The 13,963-nt window shown below is 69.0% G+C and carries 11 protein-coding genes, 1 pseudogene and 1 riboswitch; of the genes and pseudogenes, 4 read left to right on the top strand and 8 right to left on the bottom strand.

The genetic code is table 11. The features are described 5' to 3' along the window. Window positions 1-16: 16 nt before the first annotated feature. The 3 genes and pseudogenes from M2165_RS10710 to M2165_RS10700 all read right to left on the bottom strand — a co-directional run bounded on the left by M2165_RS10710 (window position 17) and on the right by M2165_RS10700 (window position 3,214). Window positions 17-658 (bottom strand): amino acid synthesis family protein, encoded by a 642-nt coding sequence (locus M2165_RS10710; RefSeq protein WP_280814628.1) that lies wholly within the window; start codon window positions 656-658, stop codon window positions 17-19. Between the two features lie 20 nt (window positions 659-678). After that, a pseudogene (locus M2165_RS10705) lies at window positions 679-1,594 on the bottom strand (UPF0280 family protein). Between the two features lie 3 nt (window positions 1,595-1,597). Then, complete coding sequence (locus M2165_RS10700) at window positions 1,598-3,214, bottom strand: 6-hydroxynicotinate reductase (protein ID WP_280814627.1); 1,617 nt, start codon at window positions 3,212-3,214, stop codon at window positions 1,598-1,600. A gap of 312 nt (window positions 3,215-3,526) precedes the next feature. Between M2165_RS10700 and M2165_RS10695 the strand changes: the two genes are divergently transcribed. From M2165_RS10695 to M2165_RS10685, 3 genes are all read left to right on the top strand, one after another. Beyond that, on the top strand, window positions 3,527-4,300 hold the full coding sequence (locus tag M2165_RS10695) for a ferredoxin--NADP reductase (RefSeq protein WP_280814626.1): 774 nt from the start codon (window positions 3,527-3,529) through the stop codon (window positions 4,298-4,300). Window positions 4,301-4,449: 149 nt separating this feature from the next. Continuing rightward, the gene (locus M2165_RS10690; protein WP_280814625.1) at window positions 4,450-5,220 is read left to right on the top strand and encodes a TetR family transcriptional regulator; all 771 of its coding nucleotides are present in this window, start codon (window positions 4,450-4,452) and stop codon (window positions 5,218-5,220) included. Continuing rightward, complete coding sequence (locus tag M2165_RS10685) at window positions 5,166-6,356, top strand: amidohydrolase family protein (RefSeq protein WP_280814624.1); 1,191 nt, start codon at window positions 5,166-5,168, stop codon at window positions 6,354-6,356. Before M2165_RS10690 ends, M2165_RS10685 begins: the two co-directional genes overlap by 55 nt. Here the strand turns inward: M2165_RS10685 and M2165_RS10680 are convergent. The 5 genes from M2165_RS10680 to M2165_RS10660 form a co-directional block, all read right to left on the bottom strand. Next, window positions 6,353-6,754, bottom strand: a complete 402-nt coding sequence (locus M2165_RS10680) for a GtrA family protein (protein WP_280814623.1) — start codon at window positions 6,752-6,754, stop codon at window positions 6,353-6,355. The genes M2165_RS10685 and M2165_RS10680 overlap by 4 nt on opposite strands. Further along, the gene (locus tag M2165_RS10675) at window positions 6,751-7,731 is read right to left on the bottom strand and encodes a glycosyltransferase family 2 protein (protein WP_280814622.1); all 981 of its coding nucleotides are present in this window, start codon (window positions 7,729-7,731) and stop codon (window positions 6,751-6,753) included. Before M2165_RS10675 ends, M2165_RS10680 begins: the two co-directional genes overlap by 4 nt. Further along, window positions 7,728-9,527: a hypothetical protein gene (locus M2165_RS10670; protein WP_280814621.1), complete on the bottom strand. Its 1,800-nt coding sequence runs from the start codon at window positions 9,525-9,527 to the stop codon at window positions 7,728-7,730. Before M2165_RS10670 ends, M2165_RS10675 begins: the two co-directional genes overlap by 4 nt. 52 nt (window positions 9,528-9,579) lie before the next feature. Further along, the gene (gene metH, locus M2165_RS10665; protein ID WP_280814620.1) at window positions 9,580-12,333 is read right to left on the bottom strand and encodes a methionine synthase; all 2,754 of its coding nucleotides are present in this window, start codon (window positions 12,331-12,333) and stop codon (window positions 9,580-9,582) included. A 27-nt stretch (window positions 12,334-12,360) separates the two neighbouring features. Beyond that, a riboswitch (S-adenosyl-L-homocysteine riboswitch) is annotated at window positions 12,361-12,472 on the bottom strand. Between the two features lie 10 nt (window positions 12,473-12,482). Continuing rightward, complete coding sequence (locus tag M2165_RS10660) at window positions 12,483-12,914, bottom strand: PACE efflux transporter (RefSeq protein WP_280814619.1); 432 nt, start codon at window positions 12,912-12,914, stop codon at window positions 12,483-12,485. 105 nt (window positions 12,915-13,019) lie between these two features. Between M2165_RS10660 and M2165_RS10655 the strand changes: the two genes are divergently transcribed. Then, window positions 13,020-13,934 carry a LysR family transcriptional regulator gene (locus M2165_RS10655; protein WP_280814618.1) on the top strand — a complete coding sequence of 305 codons (915 nt, stop codon included), beginning with the start codon at window positions 13,020-13,022 and terminating at the stop codon, window positions 13,932-13,934. The last annotated feature ends 29 nt before the right edge of the window (window positions 13,935-13,963 follow it).

The following is a 13,963-nucleotide window of genomic DNA, read 5'->3' as shown; positions in this document are numbered from 1 at the left end:
CATGGTCCTTTTCTGGTCAGCGCAGGCCGTCCCACTTGCTGATGTCTTTCGCCAGCAACCCGCCCACGCGCGCATGCACGCGGTAGCCGGTGCTCATCGCGAGGATGAAGACGATCTCGTCGGCCGCGGGCGCGCCGGGCACGCGCACCTCGATCGCGTCGAACTGGCCGCGCACGTAGCTGGCGTTGATGTTGGTGAGCGGCACGTCGAGCGCGGCGCCGGGCGGGCCCACCTTCTTGGTCGAGGGCACGATCGAGAGCGCGTTGCCGGGCTGGCCGGTCTTCTCCTCGCCCTTGCCCGCGGTGTAGGCCGCGCGGTCGCCCTTCCAGCCGAGCAGCTCGCGCATCGCGTAGCCGCCGGGCACGTGCCACAGCGCACCGTGCTCCAGCTCGCCCGCGGCGCCGACGATGGCGCCCTTGCCGTAGGTGGCGATCTGCTCCAGCGGCACGTCCATCGCGGCGTGCAGGCGGTGCGCCATGTCCACGCCCACCGGATCGAGCAGCGCCATCATCGGGAGGATGTCGGGCTCGTAGCGGCCGGCGAAGGGATTGGTCAGCACCGCGCCGATGGCACCGCGCACCAACGGGGTGTCGGCGCGCGGGCCGAACTCGTGGTGGATGTGCTCGATCTGGGTGAAGACGCGGCGTATATCGATCATGGAAAGAACCTTGCTTTTCGTTAAGCAAATACTGAACCAACTGCATCGGCCGGCGCCGCCGGCAGCGACTTCGAGCATAAGGGCTCCACAAGTCGGAGCTGCCCCTGGCAAACGAGCAGGGCGGCCCAGACCAGGCCGCCCTCCCTGCAGCCGACGTGTACATGCCGCACCGGCGTCGAGCGCGCTGCGCACCTGCGCGGGCGCGAGCGGCGGCACGTCGACGGTGACGAGGAAATCGCCGAGGTCGCTGTCGTCCTTGCATTCGTTGGCGGGCTTGCGCGCGATCCGCGGATCGTCGACGTCGACCGCGTTGGCGATCACGGTCGCTGCCGCATCGGCCTGCGCCGCGGTGGCGGCGAGCACGGTCACGCTGTCGGCGATGCCGAGCGAGAAGCTGCGCCCGCGCCAGCCGCTCGTGGCCACGCCGCGCACCGGCTGCTCGGCGCGGATCTCGAACTGGCCGTCGGTGCCGAGCAGGCCGCCGCCATCGACGTGCTGGCGCCAGTCGAAGCGCGCGAGGTCGGCATACACGCCGACGCGCGCCGACTGGCCCGGCGCCAGATGCAGCGCGATGTCGCCGCCGTTGTTGATCCAGGCCCGCTCGATGCCGGGCCGGTCGTAGAAGGCGATCAGCTCCTGCGCGACCGAGCCGGCCACGGCCGCCATCGGCGTCAGAAACATCGGCGAGAACGCCGCGCAGGCGTTCCACATGCGCCGTGCGACCACGCCGCGCGGCGGGCTGTTGTCGCTCGCGGGCAGGCGCAGCAGCGGCAGCTCGCGCACCAGCTCGTCGAGCACGTGCACGAAGCGCGCCCAGGCGGCGTCGTGCGCCGCGGCCACCGCGTAGGGGTCGCCGTGCGCCTCGGCCACGATGTCGATCGGGCCGTGATTCAGGTGCCAGCGGTTCTTGTCGAGCGCTGTGCGTTGGGCGGTCATGGCTCAGCCCAGCATCGGCGTGTGCCCGAGCGGCCACGGATTGGCCGCGTCCATCGCGAGCCACTGGCGCGCGAGCGGCGCGCCGTCTTCCTGCCACGCGCCGCGCGCGAGCGCCTGCTCGAGCGTGAAGATGCTCGCGGTGTGGCCGCCGAGCGCCTCGTAGTCGGCGCGCCGCATGCTGAACTCGATCGGCGCCACGATGGCCGGCGTGGGCACCGTGCCGAAGCTGTTGTCGGGCATGCGCATGACGTCGGCCATCACCGTGATGCCGCCGCCGGGCCACACGTAGGCCGGTGCACCGCCGCAGGTCACGTTGACGAGCGCGCGCTTGATGGCCCGCGTGAGCAGCACCGGGTTCTCTGTCACGCCGGCGCGCAGGGACCCGCCCGCACCACCGAGGAACAGCACGGTGCACAGCGATGGTTCGCAGTTCTCGCCGATGCGATCGACGATGCGGCGCACCTCGGGCGGCATCGGCTGCTCGACGGGCTTGAGCGCCGCGTCGAGCACGTACCACTGCGCATGCTCGCCGGTGGTCGAGGTCATCAGGAGGCGCAGGCCCGGACGCGCCACGCCCTCCTCCCAGCCCTCGATGATCGAGAGCGGATCGGCGATGTCGGTGCCGCCCCAGCCGTTGCCCGGATTGGCCACCTGGAAGTAGCGCCCCGGCGTCGACTTGCGCCCGAGCATCTGGATGCCCGAGGGCGCCATGTCGAGGCAGCGGCCGGCCTGGTGCTCGGTGAGCACGCCGGTGATGTGGTCGTCGACCACCACCACCTCGTCGGCCAGGCCCGCGAACTGGCGCGCGAAGATGCCAACCGCCGCGGAGCCGCAGCCCACGCGCATGCGCTGCTCCTCGACACCGTTGACGATGGGCGCGCGGCCGGCCTGGATCACGAGCGTGGAGCCGCCGTCGATGGTGCACTCCACGGCCTTCTTGTTGCCGAGCAGCTGCATCAGCTCGGCCGTCATGCGGCCTTCCTTCTTGCTGCCGCCCGTGAGGTGGTGCACGCCGCCGAGCGAGAGCATCTGCGAGCCGTACTCGGCCGTGGTGACGTGGCCCACCACCTCGCCGCGGTAGCGCACGTTGGCCTGTTCGGGGCCGAGGTAGCGGTCGGTGTCGATCTTCACCTTGAAGCTGCAGTAGCTGAAGATGCCTTCGGTGACGACGGTGACCATGTCCACGCCCTGCGCCTTCGAGGCGACGATGAAGGGCGCGGGCTTGTAGTCGGGGTAGGTGGTGGACGAGCCCACGCCGGTGACGAAGACCTCGTCGGCATGCAGCAGGTCGCCGTTCCAGTCGGGGGCGGCGCCCTCGGTTTTCTCGGCGGCGGGGCGGTCGAAGGGCACCAGCGCGGGCGCTTCGCTCGCGAGCTCGCGGCGCAGCAGCACCACCGGGTCGACGCGCACCAGCACGCCCTCGCGGTTGGCGTAGCGGTCGCAGGCGCCGGTGCGGCCTTCGGAGATCTGGCACAGCACCGGGCAGGCGTTGCACTCGACCTTGGCGGCGCTCATGCGCTCGTTGCGCGGCGGCGCCTTGCCGAAGGCGCCGGCACCGGCTTCGGCGACCACCGGCATGTCCATGCCGGGCATGCCGTCTGTCTTGGTGTGTTCTGTCATCGCGGTCTCGTGGGCGTTGGGCTGCAGGTTGGATCAGCCGTCGGGGTTTGCAACAACCGTGCCGTCGATGCGCTTGTGCGGCGGCTTTCGTTTGTGTAGCATTCCCTAAACTTTCATGTTGCGTTCACTACATTCGCGGTCAATGTAGCAAACGGGCCCGATGCTTGCAATGGTGTTTTCTCGCGGTGTTCATCGGGGTTTTTCCGACCAACGACAATGGAGGGTTCGCAGCCGGCCGGTGCCTGCCGCCCCATCAGGGTGCATTCCGGCTCAGCCACCTCTCACCGTCCACAACCAACTCTTGAGTTCCGTATGAGTGCATTCAGCGAAGAACGCGTCCTCAGCGTCCACCACTGGACCGACCGCCTGTTCACCTTCACCACCACGCGCGATCCGGCGCTGCGCTTTTCGAACGGCCACTTCACGATGATCGGGCTGAAGGTCAACAACAAGCCGCTGCTGCGCGCCTACAGCATCGTGAGCCCCAACTACGAGGAGCACCTCGAGTTCCTCAGCATCAAGGTGGAAGAAGGCCCGCTGACCTCGAAGCTGCAGCACATCCAGGTGGGCGACACCATCATCGTGGGCCGCAAGCCCACGGGCACGCTGCTGATCGACTACACGCTGCCGGGCAAGCGCCTCTACCTGTTCGGCACGGGCACCGGCCTCGCACCGTTCATGAGCATCATCCGCGACCCGGACACCTACGAGAAGTTCGAGCAGGTCATCCTGGTGCACGGCGTGCGCCAGGTCGACGAGCTGGCCTACCACGACCTCGTGACCGACCACCTGCCCAAGCACGAGTTCCTCGGCGAGATGGTCGCGAAGCAGCTGCTCTACTACCCCACGGTCACGCGCGAGGAGTTCCGCAACCAGGGCCGCATCACCGACCTGATCAAGACCAACAAGCTCACCGACGACCTTGGCCTGCCGCCGCTGAACCCGACCGAGGACCGCGTGATGCTCTGCGGCAGCCCCGGCCTGCTGGTGGACCTGAAGCACATCCTCGAGGAACGCGGTTTCAAGGAAGGCAACACCTCCACGCCCGGCGACTTCGTCGTCGAGCGCGCCTTCGCAGAGAAGTAATTCGGACAGCCGAACGCAGAAGGCGCGAAGGTTTCGCAGAGGTCGCCGAAGAAAACCGAAAACTTCATGGGTGTTCCTTTGCGACTTTCGCGAAACCTTTGCGTCCTCTGCGTTCGGCATTCGCTTTCGATCCTGCTCGCCTGCCCTCCATGAGCGAACGCAAGACACCCGCCGCCAAGCCCCAGCGCCGCACCGGCGTGCGCGAGGCCGCGGCCCAGGCCACGCGCGACAGCATCCTGAAGGCGGCGACCAAGGTCTTCGCGAAGTACGGCTACGACGGCGGCAGCGTCGAGAAGATCTCCAAGGCCGCGAAGTCGTACGACCGGATGATCTACTACTACTTCGGCAGCAAGGAAGGCCTGTTCATCGCGGTGCTCGAGGGCATCTACCAGCGCATGGACGATGCCGAGGCCGCGATCGCGCTCGATGCCTCGCGACCCGTGGAGGCGCTGACCGAGGTGATCCGCTTCGTGCTCGGCTACTACCGCCGCAACCCCGAGTTCGTCACGCTGCTCAACACCGAGAACCTGCACAAGGGCCGGCACATCGCCAAGTCGCTGCGGGCGCGCGAGTATTCGTCGCGCGCGGTGGCGATCATCGCCGAGATCCTCGCGAGCGGCGCGGCGCAGGGCCTGTTCCGCAAGGACCTGGTGGCGCGCGACATCTACCTGCTGATCGCCTCCACCGGCTACTTCTACACCTCGAACCGGCACACGCTGACCGCCTTCCTCGGCGAGCCGCTGGAATCGCCCGAGGCGATCGCGCACTGGGAAGACTTCGTGATCGAGACGCTGCTGCGCACGGTGCGCGCGGACGAGGCGCAGGACGCAGGCAACACCCCACCCCACGACGAGGACACAAGCAAATGGCAGAAATCGCAACCGGCGCCAAGTCGGGCAAGGTCGTCATCCAGAACATAGGGCTGCTGCTCTCGGGCGACATCGACCGCCCCATCCTCGACGCCGACACCATCGTGGTGAACGACGGCCTGATCGTCGCGGTCGGCAAGCAGAAGGACTGCGACCTCGAGGGCGCGAAGACCGTCATCGATGCGAAGAAGACCTGCGTCGCGCCGGGCCTGATCGACAGCCACGTGCACCCGGTGTTCGGCGACTGGACGCCGCGCCAGGGCCAGATCGGCTGGATCGACTCGACGATGAACGGCGGCGTCACCACCATGATCTCGGCCGGCGAGGTGCACCTGCCGGGCCGGCCCAAGGACATCGTGGGCCTGAAGGCGCTGGCCATCACCGCGCAGCGCGCCTTCGACAACTTCCGCCCCGGCGGCGTGAAGGTGCTCGCCGGTGCGCCGGTGATCGAGAAGGGCATGGTCGAGAGCGACTTCAAGGAGCTCGCCGAAGCCGGCGTGGGCCTGCTCGGCGAAGTGGGCCTGGGCTCGGTCAAGGCCGGCTACGAAGCCAAGGAGATGGTCGCCTGGGCGCGCAAGTACGGCATCCAGAGCACCATCCACACCGGCGGCCCCTCGATCCCGGGCTCGGGCCTGATCGACAAGGACGTGGTGCTCGAGGCCGACGCCGACGTGATCGGCCACATCAACGGCGGCCACACCTCGCTGCCCGAGGCGCATGTGTGCGAGCTCTGCGAGAAGAGCTCGCGCGCGATCGAGATCGTGCACAACGGCAACGAGAAGGTCGCGATCGCGGCGGCCAGGGCCGCGCTCGAACTCAAGTGCCCGCACCGCGTGATCCTCGGCACCGACGGGCCCGCGGGCTCGGGCGTGCAGCCGCTCGGCATCCTGCGCATGATCGCGATGCTCTCGTCCATCGCCAACATCCCGGCCGAGCTGGTGTTCTGCTTCGCCACCGGCAACACCGCGAAAATCCGCAAGCTCAACTGCGGGCTGATCGAGGTCGGGCGCGACGCCGACTTCGTCTTCATGGACCGGGCCCAGCATTCGCCGGCGCCGGGCCTGCTCGAAAGCGTGCAGCTCGGCGACATCCCGGGCGTGGGCATGGTGATGATCGACGGCATCGTGCGCTGCGGCCGCAGCCGCAACACGCCGCCCGCCACCGAGATCCCGGTGGTGCTGGCCTAGGGCTCGCGCCGCGCCTTGAACACGAGGTGCCGCGCGGCCAGGAAGTTGACCACCAGGCCCGCGCAGCTGCCGGCCGCGACGCCGAGCGCGGGCACCCAGCGGCCCTCGAAGGCATGCAGCACCCCGACGTAGGCGCCGTAGTTCACGACCGCGCCGCCGAGCATGGTGACGAGATAGCCGAGGTATTCGCGCACGATCGAGGTGCCCGAACGCCGCGTCGTGAAGGTGTAGCGCCGGTTCAGCGCCCAGGTGGCCGTGGCGGCGACAAGGAAGGACAGCACGCGCGCGCCGTACCAGCCGAGCCAGGGCGCCGCGAGGTAGAGCACCGCCACGTCGACCACGAAACCCGCGGCGCCGACCGCGGCGAAGCGCAGGAACTCGCGGCCCGCCTTGGTCATGCCTTGCGGCGGAACTGCCCGACGCCCGGCACCGCGAGGTAGCGCAGCCGCTTGGTCTCGCGGCGCGCGAGCCGGATCGCGTGCATCACCACGCCGCAGACCATCGAGAGCATGGCCGCGAGCATCGCGCCGGTCGCGAGCACCGCGGTGGGCAGGCGCGGCACCAGGCCGGTCTGCATGTAGGTGATCAGGAGCGGAATGGCCAGCGCGATCGCCGCCACCGCCAGCAGCGTGGCGAAGATCGAGAAGAACTGCAGCGGCCGCTCGCTCACGAAGAGCTTGCAGATGGTCCTGAGGATGCGCCAGCCGTCGCGGTAGGTCGAGAGCTTGCTGTGCGAGCCCTCGGGCCGCGTGCTGTAGGCGGTCTCGATCTCGGCATAGGGCATGCGCAGCTCGAGCGCATGCACCGTGAGTTCGGTCTCGATCTCGAAGCCCTGCGAGAGCGCGGGGAACGACTTCACGTAGCGGCGCGAGAACACGCGGTAGCCCGAGAGCATGTCGGTCAGCCCGCCGCCGAAGAGCTGCGCCACCGCGCCGGTGAGCATGCGGTTGCCGAAGCGGTGGCCGGCGCGGTAGGTGAGCGCGTTCTGGCCGTCGTCGACGCGGCTGCCGACCACCATGTCGAGGTTGCCTGCGACCAGCGCATCCACCAGCCGGCGCGCACTCGCCACGTCGTAGGTCGCGTCGCCGTCGACCGTCACGTAGATGTCGGCCTCCACGTCGGCGAACATGCGGCGCACCACGTTGCCCTTGCCCGGCGCGGCCACGTGCGTGACCCAGGCGCCCGCGGCGCGCGCGATGGCGGCGGTGTCGTCGGTGGAGTTGTTGTCGAAGACGTGGATCTCGGCCTCGGGCAGCGCGGCGCGGAACTGCGCGACCACCTGCGCGATGGCGAGCGCCTCGTTGTAGCAGGGGATCACCGCGGCGATGCGCAGGGGCGCGCCGGCGGCGTCGATGGAAGTCTGGGGCTCGGTCATGGTGCGGGCGAAAGGATACGGTAGGCCCGCCCGCCGTCTTGTTCGTACAGCAGGGCGAAGTGCGTGTCGAAGCCGGGGCGGGTGGCGAGCGTGGGCACCAGCGAGGTGGGCATCACGATGGCGGTGAAGCCGAGGCCGGCGAGCTTGCGCGCCATCTCGGGCGGCGGCAGGAGCAGGAAGTCGCGGTAGCGCCAGGGACCGAGCGTGTCGCCCCAGATCGGGTTGGGGCCGTAGTAGATCGCCTCGTTGAGCGCGATCTGGTAGACGCGGCCGTCGGCATGGCGGCGCAGCCAGTCCATGGCCCCGTAGCCCGGCACGTTCTGCCGCAGGAAGGCCTCGCGCGTCTCGGGCGTGGGCGAGATCATCGCCACCTTCTCGGCCGTCTGACGCATCGACACCGCGGCGAGGGCGGCCAGCAGCAGCACGGCGACCCAGTCGGCCGCGAGCCCGAAGCGCGGGGGCGCGGCGGTTGCTTCGCCGGCATCGGGCGCCGCGCGCCGCGCGCCGAAGAGGCGGCGCAGGCCGGCCGCGATCCCGCCGAACAGCACCTGCCAGCCCAGCGCCGCCATCAGCGCGATCAGCGGGTACGAGGCCGTGAGGTAGCGCGGATAGCGCGAGGTGACCAGCCACACGGCGATCGAATAGAAGCAGAACCAGCCCGCGGCGCGCAGCGCGGCCGAGCGCTTCCAGAGCGCGCCGAAGGGCGCGAGGAACACGGCCCAGATCAGCAGGTTGGGCCGCGCCGCATGGTCGCGCACGTCGGCCACCTGCTGCACGTAGTCGGCGGGGATCCAGTCGGTGAAGCCGAACACGCGCGCACCGATCGGGTTGAACGGATCGCCGGTCATGATCGCGTTGCGCGCGTACCAGTAGACGCAGGGCACGAGAAAGCAGGCGAGCGCGAGCGCCCAGGCCTTCGGCCGCCGCTCGTGCCACACCACGAACAGCGCCACCAGCGGCAGGAAGGTCAGCGCCTGGTACTTCGAGCCCGCGGCCACGCCGAGGCCGAAGGCCGCGACGCCGAGCCAGCGCATGCCGCCCGCGATTGGTTCGGACTCGCGCCACCACCAGAGCGACACGCAGGCCATGAGCACGAACAGCGCCACGCCCATGTCGATCAGCGCGTTCGAGTAGTCGCCGATGCCGAGCCAGATCGCCGCGCCGATGCAGGCGGTGAGCCGGTTCGCATGCTGCATGCCGAGGCGGAACACCATCAGCACCGAGAGCGCGCCGGCCAGCCCGTTGATCAGGTGCGGCAGCACGTCGTCGCCGAGCTGCAATGCGCCCGCATAGAGCAGGTTGTAGTTGTACGGGAACCAGGGGTAGCGCAGCCAGCCGTGGATGCCGAGCCGGCCCTCGTCCGCCACGAGGCGCGCATACGGCAGGTGGTACATCAGTTCGTCGAAGGCCGCGGGCGGTGCCAGCGGCGCGACGATCGAAGGCAGCGCCACCAGCGCGAGCGCGATGGCGCCGATCTTCTCGAGCCGGGTCCACGGAACCGCGACGGGCACCGGCAGCGCACGCACCTCGCGCCGCCAGGCGCGCAGCTGCAGCACCGCGGCGAGCACGCCCGCCGCGACCAGCGCGGCCGTGGCCTCGCGCCGGAACAGGCCGAAGATCGCGAGCAGCTGGAAGGCGCAGATGAAGAGACCGACGCCGAGGGTGGCCGCCATGGCCGCCTCGAGCCAGGCGTTGCGCCGCGGCGGCGGTGCGAGCCGCGCGAAGAGCGCACGCCCGAAGCCCCAGCACGCGACCACGAACACCACCCATGCCGCGTAGTGCGCGGCGGCAAACATCAGCTTCTGAATAACAACTCCCGGGGCCGGTCGGCCGCGCCGGCCGGCAGGTTCAAAGATTCGGCGCGAGCAGGCGCTCGAGTTCGGATTCGCTCTGCTGGCGCCGCGCGGCCTGGTCCTGCAACTGGTCGTGCCCGATCTTGCCGACGTTGAAGTAGGTCGAATCGGGATGGCTCAGGTAGAAGCCGCTCACGCTGGCGGCGGGCATCATAGCGAGGCTTTCGGTCAGCGTCATGCCAATGTCCGCGCAGTTCAGAAGGTCGAACATCGCTCGCTTAACGCTGTGGTCGGGGCAGGCGGGGTAGCCGGGCGCAGGCCGGATGCCGCGGTACTTCTCGGCGATCATCTCGTCGTTGCTCAATGCCTCGTCGGGCGCGTAGCCCCAGAGGTCGGTGCGCACGCGGTGGTGCAGCGCCTCGGCGAAGGCCTCTGCGAGCCGGTCGGCCAGCGCCTTGAGCATGATGGCGGAGTAGTCGTCGAGGTCGTCGGCGAAGTACTTCTCCTTCTTCTCGACGCCCAGGCCCGCGGTCACCGCGAACACGCCCACGTAGTCCTTCAGGCCGCTGTCCTTCGGCGCGACGAAGTCGGCGAGGCAGCGGCTGGGGCGCATCACGCCATCGATCGCCTGCTTCTCGGTCTGCTGGCGCATGCCCCACCAGGTCAGCGCCACTTCGCTGCGCGTCTCGTCGGTGTAGAGCTCGATGTCGTCGTCGTTCACCGTGTTGGCGGGCCAGAAGCCGATCACGCCGCTCGCGCTGAGCCAGCGGCCCTCGATCAGGCGCTTGAGCATGCGCTGGCCGTCGGCATACACGCGCACGGCCTCGGTGCCCACCACCTCGTCCTTGAGGATCGCGGGGAACGGGCCGGCCAGGTCCCAGGTCTGGAAGAACGGGCCCCAGTCGATGTACTTCGCGAGCTCGGTGAGGTCGAAGTTGCGGAACACGCGCCGGCCGATGAACTTGGGGCAAGGCGGCAGGTAGTTCGACCAGTCGATCGGCGTCTTGTTGGCGCGCGCCTTCGCGAGCGGCCACAGCGGCACCTGCTTCTTGTTGGCGTGCTGCGCGCGCACCTTCTCGTAGTCGGCGTTGATCTCGTCGATGTACGCGGCCGCCTGGTCCGAGAGCAGGCTCTGCGCCACGCTCACGCTGCGCGAGGCGTCGGGCACGTAGACCACCGGGCCCTCGTAGTGCGGCGCGATCTTCACGGCCGTGTGCACACGGCTGGTGGTGGCGCCGCCGATGAGCAGCGGAATCTTCCGGATGCGGAAGTGGTCGTCCTTCTGCATCTCGCCGGCCACGTACTGCATCTCCTCCAGGCTCGGCGTGATCAGGCCCGAGAGGCCGACGATGTCGGCGCCCTCGACCTTGGCCTTCGCGAGGATCTCGTGGCACGGGACCATCACGCCCATGTTCACGACCTCGAAGTTGTTGCACTGGAGCACGACGGTGACGATGTTCTTGCCGATGTCGTGCACGTCGCCCTTCACGGTGGCGATGATGATCTTGCCCTTGGTGCGCACGTCGCGGCCCGCGGCCTCGTCCTGGCGCTTCTCTTCCTCGATGTAGGGAATGAGGTGGGCCACGGCCGACTTCATCACGCGCGCCGACTTCACCACCTGCGGCAGGAACATCTTGCCCTGGCCGAACAGGTCGCCGACGATGTTCATGCCGTCCATCAGCGGGCCTTCGATCACGTGCAGCGGCCGGCCGCCCTTGGCGAGGATCTCGCGGTAGGCCTCCTCGGTGTCTTCCACGATGAAGTCGGTGATGCCGTGCACCATCGCATGCGAGAGCCGCTGGTTGACGTGCACGGGGTTCTCCGGCGTGCCGCGCCATTCGAGCTTCTTGCTGTCGTCCTTGGCGCCGCTCTTGGCGGTCTCGGCCACTTCGACGAGGCGCTCGCCGGCATCGGGCCGGCGGTTCAGCACCACGTCCTCCACGCGCTCGCGCAGCGTGGGCTCGAGGTCGTCGTACACGCCGACCATGCCGGCGTTGACGATGCCCATGTCCATGCCGGCCTGGATCGCGTGGTAGAGGAACACGGTGTGGATCGCCTCGCGCACCGGGTCGTTGCCGCGGAAGCTGAAGCTCACGTTGCTCACGCCGCCCGAGACCTTGGCGCCCGGCAGGTTCTGCTTGATCCAGCGCACCGCCTCGATGAAGTCGACCGCGTAGTTGTCGTGCTCCTCGATGCCGGTGGCGATCGCGAAGATGTTGGGGTCGAAGATGATGTCCTCGGGCGGGAAGCCCACCTCGTCGACCAGCACGCGGTAGGCGCGTTCGCAGATCTCGACCTTGCGCGCGAAGGTGTCGGCCTGGCCCTTCTCGTCGAAGGCCATGACCACCGCGGCGGCGCCGTAGCGCTTCACGAGCCGGGCCTCGTGCTTGAACTTGTCGACGCCCTCCTTCATCGAGATCGAGTTGACGATGCCCTTGCCCTGCAGGCAGCGCAGGCCGGCCTCGATCACCTCCCACTTGGAGCTGTCGACCATCACCGGCACGCGCGCGATGTCGGGCTCGCTCGCGATCAGGTTCAGGAAGCGCACCATCGCGGCCTTGCTGTCGAGCATGGCCTCGTCCATGTTGACGTCGATCACCTGCGCGCCGTTCTCGACCTGCTGGCGCGCCACCGCGAGCGCCTCCTCGAACTGGCCGTTCAGGATCATGCGCGCGAAGGCCTTGGAGCCGGTGACGTTGGTGCGCTCGCCGATGTTGACGAACAGCGACCCGGCGTCGATGGCGACCGGCTCGAGGCCGGCCAGCTTCATCGCGGGAACGGAAGGGGTCGTGGAAACGTCGTCGCTCATCGGGGGCTCACCTGTGCAGGAGGAATCTTCAGGTGAGCGTCGTTGCGGCTTCGTCCTGCCCTGGCGGACGGGGCGCCTTCCAAGCCTGACGGCGGGCCCCGGGTGAACACGGGCCGCCGCTGCAACGCTCCTTGGAAGGGAGCGCGATTTTACGCGGCAACCGGCGCGGCCGAGGCCGGCAGGCCGAACACCCTGTCGAAGGCCCAGTTGAAGACGAAGGTGTAGACCAGGAAGAACACCACCAGCCCCAGGTCCATCACCAGCGCCTGCCAGAGCGTCACGCCCAGGCCCCAGGCAAACAGCGGCACCAGCACCGCGATCAGGCCGCCCTCGAAGCCGACCGCATGCGCGATGCGGCGGCGGATGCTGCGCCCGCGCACCGCCTGGCGCGCTTCCCAGCGCTCGAACAGCATGTTGAACAGCAGGTTCCAGATCACCGCGATCACCGAGGCCGCGACCGCGAGCACGCCCGAATGGCCGAGGCCCGCGCCCGTCATCAGCGACAGGCCGGCGCTGGCAGCCACGATGGCAATGGCTTCGTAGAGGGCGATGTAGACGACGCGGCGCTGTAGACCCTGCATGGCTTTCTTCTTTCCTTGGAACGACGGAGGCAATGGCTGGACTTTATGTGCGTCTTGCTGATATAAAAAGTTAACTTGTTTCAGTTTTGTTGATAGATCGGCACCATGGCCTTCTCGAGCGACAACGTCGAAGTCTTCCTGGCCGTGATCGACCACGGCTCTTTCTCGGCCGCCGCGAGGGCGCTGCGCAAGGTGCCGTCGGCCGTGAGCATGGCCATCGCCAACCTCGAGGCCGAGCTGGCCCTGCCGCTGTTCGACCGCAGCGGGCGCGAGCCGCAGCCGACCGCCGCCGCACGCTCGCTCGAACCGCAGGCGCGGCTGCTCGCGGCGCAGTTGAAGCAGCTGCAGGTGCAGGCGCTCGCGCTCACGCAGGGGCTGGAGGACCGGCTCACGCTCGCGATCGCGCCCGAGCTGCTGGCCGCGCCCTGGAGCGGGCCGCTCGCCGCCCTGGCGCAGGAATACCCGCTGCTGCAGGTCGAGGTGCTGGCCGCGCCGCAGGCCGATGCGCTCGCGCTGCTGCACAGCGGGCGCGCGCAGCTCGCGCTGGTGTTCGAGCGCCCGAGCCTCGACGGGCGCGAGGGCTTCCAGGAAGTGGGCAGCGACACCATGGTGGCCGTGATGGCGCCCGACCATCCCGCGCTGCGCGCCGCCGCGGGTCAGCGCCTGCGCGAGGAACACCTCACGAACACGCGGCAGATCGTGGTGGCCGGGCGCGACCTCGCGAGCAGCGACCCGCGCTTCGTGTTCGCGCGCCATGTCTGGCGCACCGACAACGCGCTGGCCGCGCTGAGCCTGATCACCGCCGGCCTCGGCTGGGGCTGGCTGCCGCGCAACTTCGCCAAGCCGCACGTTGCCGCCGGCGCGCTGGTGGAGATCCCGTTCGAGAACCTCAGCAACGGGCTGGACCTGTGGGTCGACGTGGTGTGGTCGCGCGAGCGGCCGCTGGGGCTGGGGGCGCAGCGCTTCGTGGCGCTGATCGCGCGCGAGCCGCGTCCGGAGAAGGCGTCGCTTGACGATTGACCTCGACGCCTCAATGTCATAACATACAA

This window comes from Variovorax sp. TBS-050B, assembly GCF_029893635.1.
In the GTDB taxonomy this organism is placed as follows: Bacteria; Pseudomonadota; Gammaproteobacteria; order Burkholderiales; family Burkholderiaceae_C; genus Variovorax.
Note: the sequence above shows the minus strand (reverse complement) of the source record. Positions and strands in the feature narration are given on the sequence as shown.

Bases quoted from the DNA above. Each gene is read 5' to 3' on its own strand.
- M2165_RS10710 (WP_280814628.1), bottom strand. From the start codon at position 658: ATGATCGATATACGCCGCGTCTTCACCCAGATCGAGCACATCCACCAC.
- M2165_RS10700 (WP_280814627.1), bottom strand. From the start codon at position 3,214: ATGACAGAACACACCAAGACAGACGGCATGCCCGGCATGGACATGCCG.
- M2165_RS10695 (WP_280814626.1), top strand. From the start codon at position 3,527: ATGAGTGCATTCAGCGAAGAACGCGTCCTCAGCGTCCACCACTGGACC.
- M2165_RS10690 (WP_280814625.1), top strand. From the start codon at position 4,450: ATGAGCGAACGCAAGACACCCGCCGCCAAGCCCCAGCGCCGCACCGGC.
- M2165_RS10685 (WP_280814624.1), top strand. From the start codon at position 5,166: ATGGCAGAAATCGCAACCGGCGCCAAGTCGGGCAAGGTCGTCATCCAG.
- M2165_RS10680 (WP_280814623.1), bottom strand. From the start codon at position 6,754: ATGACCAAGGCGGGCCGCGAGTTCCTGCGCTTCGCCGCGGTCGGCGCC.
- M2165_RS10675 (WP_280814622.1), bottom strand. From the start codon at position 7,731: ATGACCGAGCCCCAGACTTCCATCGACGCCGCCGGCGCGCCCCTGCGC.
- M2165_RS10670 (WP_280814621.1), bottom strand. From the start codon at position 9,527: ATGTTTGCCGCCGCGCACTACGCGGCATGGGTGGTGTTCGTGGTCGCG.
- metH (WP_280814620.1), bottom strand. From the start codon at position 12,333: ATGAGCGACGACGTTTCCACGACCCCTTCCGTTCCCGCGATGAAGCTG.
- M2165_RS10660 (WP_280814619.1), bottom strand. From the start codon at position 12,914: ATGCAGGGTCTACAGCGCCGCGTCGTCTACATCGCCCTCTACGAAGCC.
- M2165_RS10655 (WP_280814618.1), top strand. From the start codon at position 13,020: ATGGCCTTCTCGAGCGACAACGTCGAAGTCTTCCTGGCCGTGATCGAC.